At 49.6% G+C, this 1695-nt stretch carries 1 protein-coding gene; it reads left to right on the top strand.

Features of this window, described 5'->3' with window-relative positions:
* A partial coding sequence (locus RUMCAL_RS08555; RefSeq protein WP_021682350.1) for a hypothetical protein occupies window positions 1–1695 on the top strand: 1695 nt, incomplete at both ends.

The following is a 1695-nucleotide window of genomic DNA, read 5'->3' as shown; positions in this document are numbered from 1 at the left end:
TGGAAGACGGCGTAGACATCGGCTACAGCGATGACGGTAAGGGCAACCTGACACCGGTTGAAGTTAAGCGTTTTGACTATCGTGACACCGAAGATAACGATGTTCATACACAGGTGAAGTACATCGACGGCGGCTTCAAGGTTTATGTTGACAAGAGCACTGATCCGGTTGAAAAGACCATCAAGTGGGAAATCGACAAGGTTAACTGCAAGCCGAGCGATTCTAAGGTAAAGCTGAACGTAACACAGACCAACGGTATCGACACTCCGGGTGTTGTTGGTTCTCTGCTCGTTCCGGAAGTAACTCGTCAGATCCTGTCTATCCCGAGTTCTTACAAGAAGATCTCCAACTGCTTCAAGGTTGGTAATGTATATCCGGCACTGAGCCAGACTATGCTGAATACACAGGAATACAGCGAAACTGGTCGTCTGGTATTCTCCATGAGCTCCAACGGCAGCATGGGCATTGTTTCTGGTAACACTCTGGCTGCGTTCACCATGGACGTTGCTGATAAGGACACCGTTACAGCAGCAGCTAAGGAAGCTGGTCTGGAACTGAAGAGCGACAAGAACGGTAAGTACTATCTGTTCCCGGTAACTTGGATGGAAGACGGCGTAGACATCGGCTACAGCGATGATGGTAAGGGCAACCTGACACCGGTTGAGGTTAAGCGTTTTGACTATCGTGATACTGAAAACAACGATATCCACACCAGCGTAGATTACGTAGCAGGTGCATACAAGGTATACGTTGATGCAGAAACCACTACTACCACAACTACAGAAGCTACCACCGCAGCAACCACAGTTGCTACCACCGCTGCAACCACAGCTGCTACAACTGCTGCAACTACAGCTGCTACAACTGCTGCAACCACTACAGAAGCTAGCATCGTTGCAACCACAGCTGCTACAACTGCTGCAACCACAGCTGCAACCACTACCACAACAGAAGAGCCTGTAACCCAGAAGATGGTTTGGGCTCTGGATAAGCTGACAGTAACTCCGGGTCAGGGCTCCACCGATGGTGACAACCTGAGCTATGCAATTACTGTTCAGAACGCTCTGAAGACCGGTGCCCTGCAGGGTACAATTGATCTGCCGGAAGCAACCAAGAAGCTGCTCCAGTGGCCGTATGGTACAACCGACATGCAGGTCAAGGTATTCAACCGTTACTACAAGGATCTGAGAAATACGGTATATGCAACGATGCCGACATTCCAGATCGACCTGATGAACTTCTGGAAGGAAGAAGCAAACACCAAGATCCACTTCGGTCTGATGTGTGATGCAAACACTGATTTCGTAGAACCGGCTTCTGCAAACGGCACACTGTACAGCATGCCGATCGCAATTCCGGACGAAGCAACCGTACAGGCACTGGCTACTGAGTATGGCATCAAATATGATGAAACACTGGGCGGCTATGTATTCCCTGTAAACTGGGCTGAACTGGGCACCGACATCTCTTACTCCAAGGATGGCGACGGCAACGTTGTTCCGGTTTCTATCGATCGTTTCGCTCTGACAAACAGCAGCAACGTGAAGTATGACTTCGCTGAAACTGTTGACCTGCAGGATGGTTACATCTGTGTAAAGGTTCCGAAGGCAACTACTACCACTACTACAGAAGCAACCACCACAACAACTACTGAGGTTACTACCGCAGCAACTACTGCAGCTACAACCGCAGCAA

The organism is Ruminococcus callidus ATCC 27760 (assembly GCF_000468015.1).
Classification (GTDB): Bacteria; Bacillota; Clostridia; order Oscillospirales; family Ruminococcaceae; genus Ruminococcus_C; species Ruminococcus_C callidus.
This window is presented reverse-complemented; position numbering and strand designations above follow the sequence as displayed.